Here is a 7,532-nt window from a genome sequence, read left to right as displayed (position 1 = left end):
GGGAAATTTCGCTGGCGATGCGGGATTCTGCGTCGCGGATCGCCTCTTCCCGGGCTTGCTGGTCTGCCGCGCGGGCCTGTTCGAGGCGATGGTTTTCCTCGCGCTCCTGCGCGATCTGTTGCTGCGCCTTAAGGGTTGCGGCGCTTTCCGCCTCGGCCCGGGTGCGGGCGTCGACAATCGTGTCGCGAAAGGCCGTCAGCGCCTGGGCCACGCGACGGATTTCCGGCGTGTCGACAGGCGGAACCTGGGCGGTCAGGTCACCTGCCGCCATGGCGTCAGCGGCGGTCACAACGCGCCGGACCGATCCGACGGCGGTACGGTGTGCAACGAAGGACAGCCCCCCGGCCAGGGACGAGCCCAAAACCAGCAGGATGGCCAGCCCCAGCACATTGCGGGACTTGGCCGCGCGCAGGGCAGCGGATTGCGCGGTGATCGCCGCGGCCAGGGCATCTTCGGTGGCTTTCATTTGCCCGATCCGACCCGTTGCGGCGGAAAAGTAGTCGGCCGCCGTCACACCGCGATCCGATCCGCCCTCGGCCTGGAAAGCGAGGTCCCGCATCAGCGCAAGCTTTTGCGCGGCCTCACTTCTTTCGATTGCATCCAGGGCGGCCAGGCCGGGCTTGTCCGCAAGTTGCCGGAACAGGCCAAAGGCCAGATCCTGCTGGGCGACCAGCCGTTGCAGGTGCAGCTGACGTGGTGGTGAGAAATCGCCAGCCGCGAACATGCCAGAGCCGATGGCGCGTTCGATGCCTGCGCGTTCCTTCGCGACCATGAAGGCCGAAAGAGCGGTCAGGGCGGTTCCGATCTCGGGGTTGCGGGTCATCGCGCCGATCTGGCCCACCAGGTCAATGGCGCGCCCGTTCAAGCCAGTGTAATAGCCAAGCGCCTGGCCGACCGGCAGGGTCAGCGCATCCACGCCCGAGCGCACCGTACCCATGCGCCCCATATCGGCAAGAATGCCCGCGACGGCATCGGCGGTCACAGCGGGCGTTCGCGCGGCAGTCCGGGCCACGACCTGACGCAGGGCGTCGGCCGCGGCATCGGTTGCGCGACGTTGCGCGGCCAGTTCCGCGCCGAATTCCGCACCGCCGGAATTCAGGAAGATCGAGGTCGCCCCGCGTTCCTTCTGTTGTTCATGCACCAGCCCGCCAAAGGCCACGGCAAGCTTCATCTGGTGCTGGATCAGCCCTGCATCGCGCATGCTGCCCCAGGACCGCAGGATCATCGCCGCCCCAAGCGCCAGCGCCAGCACGATCGGCAGCGCCACCGCAAGCAGGATGGATTTCGACAAGCTTAACGATCTGATCCGCTTCATCCGCGCCCCGGGTCTGCCCTACCCGCGCAGATAAACCCAGAAACCTTAAGAAACTGCTTCTGCCCGCGCTTAAAGGGCTTTCCCGTCAAGTACAGGCCTCGCGCGTTGCGTCGCATTGCTGTTCGGGGTGGGCGGCGGCAATGGCGGGCAGCGCAAGGCATGCGGCCTCGATCTCGGCCAGGCGGGGCCAACGGCCCAGCTGCACGCCCCACCTTCGGGCATTGTAAAGCTGCGCGGTGATGCAGACATCGGCCAGGTCCGGGGTCTTTCCACCGAAGGCAAAGCCCGCACCGGCGGGCAGCAGCGCCACGAGTTGATCAAAGCCTTCCGCCATCCAGTGGTGCATCCAGTTGCGCCGGTCTGCGTCATTCGCAACGAAGGCCTTGCCCAGCCGCGCGAGCACACGCAAATTGTTGACCGGATGAATGTCCGTGGCGACGGCCAGCGCAACCGAGAGCACCCGACTGCGTGCCAGCGGATCGGCTGGCAGCATGGGCGGCACGGGATGAACCGCATCAAGATAGTCGATGATCGCCAGCGACTGGGTCAGCGCTGTACCGTCGTCCAGCACAAGGGTCGGAACACTCTTGCCCGGGTTCAGCGTCGCGTAGGTCCGCGACCGCTGATCGCCTGCCAATAGGTCCACCGGAGCATAGTCGAAATCCAGCCCCTTGAGGTTGAGAACAGCGCGGACCCGGAACGACGTGGTCGAGCGCCAGTAGGAGTACAGCTTCACGGAATCCTCCTGTCGCCTGCGGGTCGGATGAAGGGGAGTGAATGTCTCATGCCACCCCTAAATCAGGACCAGCGCGATGGCGGGGACCGAGATAATGGCGACCAATCGCACGATGTCCGCCGCCCAGAAGGGCAGGATGCCGCGAAACATCGTGGTGATCGGGACGTCCCGCAGCACACTGCGCAGGACAAAGACGTTCAAACCGATCGGAGGAGAAATCAGGCTGATTTCAGTCACGACAACCACCAGGATGCCGAACCAGATCGTCACGTTGTCCGCATCTGCCAACCAGCCGGTGCCGAAATCCAGAGAGAGGATCAAAGGATAGAAGATCGGCACGGTCAGCAGGATCATCGACAGGCTTTCAAGCACCGCTCCAAGGACGATGTAGACCAGAACCAGCGCAAGGATGACCAAATAGGGACCCACCTCGAGCCCGCTGACCCAGGCCAGGATCGCGTCCGGCAGTCCGGCATAGGAGACGAAGTTCGAAAAGACCTCGGCCCCGATAATCAGCGCAAAGATCATCGCCGAGGTGCGGGCAGTATCGACACAGATCGCCAGATAGTCGCGCAGGCCAAGGCTGCCCCGAACAATGGCGATCACAAGCGAGACCAGCGCGCCGATGGCCGCCGCCTCTGAGGGGGTGAAAAGCCCGCCGTAGATGCCGATCATGATGACGGCGAAAAGGCCGACGACCGCGATCACCCCGGTGATGTCGGCGCGGGTGATCGGGGCGACACCGGCTTCGTCCGGGGCCAGTCCGGGTTTCAGGCGCACAGTCACCGCAACGGCAGCGATATAGCACACGACCCCGAAGAGGCCGGGCAGGATCCCGGCCAGGAACAGTTTGCCAATGTCTGCTTCGGTGATGAGCCCGTAGATGATCAGAATGACCGACGGCGGGATCAGAATGCCCAGTGTACCGCCTGCCGCGATGGCTCCGGTCGCCAGGCTGTCGGCATAGCCCGTCTTGCGCATCGACGGCATGGCGACCTTGGACATGGTCGCGGCAGTGGCCAGTGACGATCCGCAGACCGCCGAAAAGCCACCACAGGCCACGATGGTCGCCATGGCCAGCCCGCCCTTGAGCCGATAGAGAGACCGATGCGCTGTCAGGAAAAGCGCATCCGATACGCCCGACCGGGTCAGCAGATTGCCCATCAGAATAAACAGCGGAATGACCGACAGGGTGAAGGAAAAGACGGTATCGAAAGCGGCGTTGCCGGTCAGACGGAGGCTGGCGTCCCAGTTGCGCAGAAGGGCAAAGCCGGCTGTTCCGGTGATGATCATGGCAAAGGCGATCGGCACCCGCAGGAACACCTGAAGAAACAGCGCAAAAAAGGCGATGAGGGAAGCGATCATGAAAGGTCTTTCAGGCTCTTGAGGATGTGGCGCAGGGCGACCAGCGCACCTATGGCGCAGCCGATTGCAGCGACCCAGGCGACAAGGTTCAGCGGGATCGCCAGCGAATTCGACACCGATCCGTATCGCGCCAGGCGCGCGGCATGGTCGATCAGCTGCCAGGCCAGCCCGCCGAAGACCAAAAGGGCCGCCGCGCCCCCCAAAAGGATCCGCAGCGCCTTGCCCAGGCGCGACTTGGGCTCCCACAGTTCGACCTCGACGTGGGACTGCGACAGCATGGCCAGGGGCATGGCCAGGAAGACCAGGCAGACGAGCAGGATCTCGGTCAGTTCGAAGGCCCCCTTGATAGGAGCGTTCAGAACATAGCGAGCGATGACATCGGTCCCGGTCAAGGCCATCATCACGCTGAGCACCCCGGCAGTGCCGAGGCCAAGCGCCCGCTCAAGGTATCGCCAGGCCCGTGGGGCCTGACGATGCTGCTCGATCCCGGAGGATGTCTTGACGGATGTCATTTCGCCTGCTCCCGCAGGGCGGTCAGGGCTGCGGCCCCGTCGAAGCCCTGCGCAGCGACCGCTTCGGCCCAGGCCGCTTCCTTGGCTGCGGCGATCTCTTGGACCCGGTTCAGCACCGGAGCCGGGGCGGCGTAGAAGGTCACGCCTTTGGCGGTCGCGTCTTCTAGACCGGCGGTGTCGGCGGCATTCCAGACCTGACCGGCCACCTTCGCAAGCATGGCCCCCGAGACAGAGCTGATGGCCGCGCGATCCTCTTCAGACAGATCGTTCCACCGGTCTTCATTCATCACCATGAACCAGCTTGTGTTATATAGGCCACCGGGCACTTCCATGGCGTATTTCACGTGTTGCGACAGGTTGAAGGCCTTCAGCGCCTCGGCCGGAAAGGTCACCCCGTCGATCACGCCGGTCGACATCTTTTCATAGACATCGCCGGGCCCCATGAACTGCGTGGTCACGCCCAGTTCTTCCGCCAGTTCGGCAACATAGCCACCGGGAACCCGAACTTTCAGCCCCTGAAAATCCTCGGGTGTTTCGATTTGGCGCAGGCTGTTGTGAAACATTCCCGGGCCATGCACCCAGAGCCCAAGAAGATGTGTGCCCGCGTGTTCGGCGGCGGCATCCAGCCTGTCGCCATAGACGTCCCAGTAGGCGACCGACGTCTTTGCCGCATCATCGCCAAGGAACGAGAACTGGCCGATCCGCGACCGCTGAAACCGGTCGTCGGTGGTGAATGAGTGCAGCCCGTAGGTGATGTCGGCAATGCCGTCGGCGGCCATGTCGAAATGCGCCGGCGGAGGACCAAGGGGCCGGGGAAGGATCCGCACGGTGACGCGGCCTTCCGTCAATTCCGTAACCTGATCGGCCCAGGGCTGGATGGTGCCGGTTACCAGCGGATGCGCCGGCGGCAGCCAGGACGACAGGACGTATTCCTCGGCCTGGGCGGTCAGTGTGTTGGCACCTAGCGCCAGAAGCGAAGCGGTCACCAGACGGGAAATGCGTGCGGTGCCCTTGCGGGTGGTCTGCGTAGTCATGATGAGAAGTCCTTTCAGGCGACAACCGGCCAGGCCGGCGTCGAAAATCATGCTTGGGAAACGGCCTGCTCAGGCCGAGAGCTTGCGGTCGAGCGAGAAGGCTCCGCCGCCCCGAACGACAAAGAAAAGCGCCGCGACAGCCCAGAAGAGCGGGTATTCATAGCCGCGCGCCGTCCAGAAAAAGCCGTTGCCCAGGTGAAACAGAACCGCGAAGGCCATGAAGACCGCGATGGCCACCGCAACGAAGCGCGTCAGAAGCCCGAAAGTCAGCATCAGACCGCCGAAGAATTCGACGCAGCCGATCAAGATCGCCAGCAAAGTCGGGGTCGGATAGCCAACCGATTCCAGGAACCCCGCGGTGCCCGAGATACCGCCGCCCCCGAAGATCCCGAAAAGTTTCTGCGCCCCATGCGGCACCAGAAGAAGCCCCGTCGTCGCCCGAAGCGCCAGCCATGCAACTCCGTCGAACGGTTGCGCCACGCTGTCGAGACGCCGGTTGATCACGGCAAAGATGCCGCCTTGCTCTGCGGGCGTCAGCGCTGCCCTCTGCGTGGTTTGTTGTGTCATGTCCCTCCCCTTTCATTTGCAGCGTCCGAATCTGGCGGACGCCCCGTTACATTTGATTTCATTTGAAACTAAGTCAACGCTAATTTCATTTGAAACCAAATCCGCTGGCACAAGGAGTGAACTTGTGGTTTGGTTCGGGCGCGTCGCACCACCCAAATCGGCCGCATCAACCCGGCACCGCAACCCCCGCATGAGAGACATGCTATGTCTTTGTTAGTCCTTGAGGATTTCTTTCCGTTTCACACACGGATCTTCTATCGCCAGGTCAGCTCGGCGGTGACACGTGTCTATGAAACCCGCTATGGGCTGAAGCCTTACGAATGGCGGACGATGGTGATCCTCGGCCCGGACGGAGAGTTCACGGCCAACGAGATTGTCACCAAGTCGAGCATGGACAAGGTGTCGGTCAGCCGGGCCATTACCGCGCTGAAGGCACGCAAGTGGATCCTGTCGAAAGCCAACAAGGCCGACGGTCGCAGCCGGCTACTGCGCCTGTCGAGCGCGGGCAAGGCAGTCTACGACGACCTCGCACCACTCATGCTTGAAGTCGAGCGGAAGCTTTTGTCGGTCTATTCCGAAGAAGAGGTCGCCGAGCTTCGACGCCTGATGGCCAAACTGGCGAACCAGGACAGCGCAAAGTTCATCGTGTGATCCATTGCGGCATGTAGGTTGCGCCTGCCCCAAGACCCGCGTGCATCCGGGTAACCAAGGCACCAAATGACAAAGGCACCCGAAGGTGCCTTGTTCAATTGGTCGGAGTGAGAGGATTCGAACCTCCGGCCCCTGCCTCCCGAAAACAATGGTCTGTAATTATATCAATATCTTAACGGTCTTATCTGCACGCGAATCACAGCAATTCTAGCGTGATCTGAGGTCAGTTCGTGCAACTGTGTGCAAGATAGAGCCACCGACTCCGCACTCTTGCGCGACTCAGTTGGCGCTGATAGCTAGACCTCACCGAAACGCAGACCGGGTGGCTGCGTGCCTCTTCGCGCAAAACCGTTTCAGCGCTGGTTCGTGGCCACCCTCCTCGGGTAGTTCGGCCTGGCTTTGAAAAGGCCGACCCTTAAGCTCGACGGATTGCAGCACAAGAAGCGCCGGGTCGTCCGCTGCTGCTACTTGCAACGATGCTAAAAGCGAACTTCCGGACCAAAGCTGACATTCGTCAAATTCGTTATTGCTGCGCCGCGGCTTCTCGAGAGTTGCCGTTCAAAACTCACCTGTCGCAGGCCCTTCAACCCATTGCCGTTGGACGCCTGTTAAGGCAGAATTTGGTCCCGTGGATAACCGCAAGAACAACCCATTTTGATATCGAAGCTGACCACACAGCGCCTGTAACTTTGCGAGATCATGCTCGTCACCGACGGCATTGGTGGACTTCTTCACTTCGACGACCAAAAGGTTACGATGATTGTGCCCACGCTCATGCACAATGATATCCGGAAAAACTCGACTGGCAGTCAATTCACCGTTCTCATCCGGCATCTCAATGTCTTTCGGCTCCAGGCCTGGACCCTTGCGATTGTACTCAATATCCACGCTGTACACCGGAAACTTAGGGACCATCAGCATAGCCAATCGCCCGCATATTGCACGCTCACCGATGTCTTGCGCTAAGATTTGACCATCCTGATCGTAGAGTTCCTGTAGGCATAAGCTGATTATTTCATCCAGTTGATTGCGATCCAAATTTAGTTCTCCAAAACTTGGCTGTACGAGATTCAGCCTAATCAGCGTTTTCCGACTTTCATCACGATCTGATTGAATTGCCTGTGATCCACTTGATGGAAAAAGGCGTAGTGATGGGCTCGGACAGCATCGCGCACTTCATTATGAGGATGTCCATAGTTGTTCGGTCCGGCTGCAGCATAACCCACCCGCAACTCTGGCATCGCATTCAATACTTCGTCGCTATGGTTGTGGACCGACCCGTGATGTGGAACCATTAAAGCGTTGGTGAGTCCTAAAAAGCGTCGGTAGAATTTCAGGAAACCTTGTCGACG

9 protein-coding genes are annotated in these 7,532 nt (G+C 61.2%); 1 reads left to right on the top strand and 8 read right to left on the bottom strand.

Going from position 1 to position 7,532, the window contains the following annotated elements:
• From ACEQXV_RS09150 to ACEQXV_RS09125, 6 genes are all read right to left on the bottom strand, one after another.
• Positions 1-1,315: nitrate- and nitrite sensing domain-containing protein (locus ACEQXV_RS09150; protein WP_372525548.1), on the bottom strand; the 1,315-nt coding region annotated here is incomplete at its 3' end.
• Between the two features lie 85 nt (positions 1,316-1,400).
• Positions 1,401-2,051, bottom strand: coding sequence for a maleylacetoacetate isomerase (maiA, locus tag ACEQXV_RS09145; RefSeq protein WP_093445859.1), 651 nt, complete (start codon positions 2,049-2,051; stop codon positions 1,401-1,403).
• Positions 2,052-2,108: 57 nt separating this feature from the next.
• Positions 2,109-3,416: a TRAP transporter large permease gene (locus ACEQXV_RS09140; protein WP_370268875.1), complete on the bottom strand. Its 1,308-nt coding sequence runs from the start codon at positions 3,414-3,416 to the stop codon at positions 2,109-2,111.
• On the bottom strand, positions 3,413-3,928 hold the full coding sequence (locus tag ACEQXV_RS09135) for a TRAP transporter small permease (RefSeq protein WP_222263994.1): 516 nt from the start codon (positions 3,926-3,928) through the stop codon (positions 3,413-3,415). Before ACEQXV_RS09135 ends, ACEQXV_RS09140 begins: the two co-directional genes overlap by 4 nt.
• A complete protein-coding gene (locus tag ACEQXV_RS09130; RefSeq protein ID WP_222324046.1) occupies positions 3,925-4,962 on the bottom strand; it encodes a TRAP transporter substrate-binding protein in 1,038 nt (345 codons plus the stop codon). Before ACEQXV_RS09130 ends, ACEQXV_RS09135 begins: the two co-directional genes overlap by 4 nt.
• A 69-nt stretch (positions 4,963-5,031) precedes the next feature.
• Positions 5,032-5,529, bottom strand: coding sequence for a DoxX family protein (locus ACEQXV_RS09125; protein WP_276717217.1), 498 nt, complete (start codon positions 5,527-5,529; stop codon positions 5,032-5,034).
• Between the two features lie 204 nt (positions 5,530-5,733).
• Here ACEQXV_RS09125 and ACEQXV_RS09120 point away from each other — a divergent pair, with 204 nt between their 5' ends.
• The gene (locus ACEQXV_RS09120; RefSeq protein ID WP_093445854.1) at positions 5,734-6,180 is read left to right on the top strand and encodes a MarR family winged helix-turn-helix transcriptional regulator; all 447 of its coding nucleotides are present in this window, start codon (positions 5,734-5,736) and stop codon (positions 6,178-6,180) included.
• Positions 6,181-6,738: 558 nt separating this feature from the next.
• Here the strand turns inward: ACEQXV_RS09120 and ACEQXV_RS09115 are convergent.
• On the bottom strand, positions 6,739-7,218 hold the full coding sequence (locus tag ACEQXV_RS09115; protein WP_370268872.1) for a hypothetical protein: 480 nt from the start codon (positions 7,216-7,218) through the stop codon (positions 6,739-6,741).
• Between the two features lie 41 nt (positions 7,219-7,259).
• Positions 7,260-7,532: hypothetical protein (locus tag ACEQXV_RS09110; protein WP_370268871.1), on the bottom strand; the 273-nt coding region annotated here is incomplete at its 5' end.

This window comes from Nioella sp. (genome assembly GCF_964229645.1).
Taxonomy (GTDB): Bacteria; Pseudomonadota; Alphaproteobacteria; order Rhodobacterales; family Rhodobacteraceae; genus Nioella.
The sequence above is the reverse complement of the archived record's forward strand: the minus strand, read 5'-3'. Positions and strand labels throughout refer to the sequence as shown.

What these genes read in the sequence shown, in the direction of transcription:
- ACEQXV_RS09135 (WP_222263994.1), bottom strand. Translation starts at nt 3,928, where the DNA reads ATGACATCCGTCAAGACATCCTCCGGGATCGAGCAGCATCGTCAGGCC.
- ACEQXV_RS09120 (WP_093445854.1), top strand. Translation starts at nt 5,734, where the DNA reads ATGTCTTTGTTAGTCCTTGAGGATTTCTTTCCGTTTCACACACGGATC.
- ACEQXV_RS09130 (WP_222324046.1), bottom strand. Translation starts at nt 4,962, where the DNA reads ATGACTACGCAGACCACCCGCAAGGGCACCGCACGCATTTCCCGTCTG.
- ACEQXV_RS09125 (WP_276717217.1), bottom strand. Translation starts at nt 5,529, where the DNA reads ATGACACAACAAACCACGCAGAGGGCAGCGCTGACGCCCGCAGAGCAA.
- ACEQXV_RS09140 (WP_370268875.1), bottom strand. Translation starts at nt 3,416, where the DNA reads ATGATCGCTTCCCTCATCGCCTTTTTTGCGCTGTTTCTTCAGGTGTTC.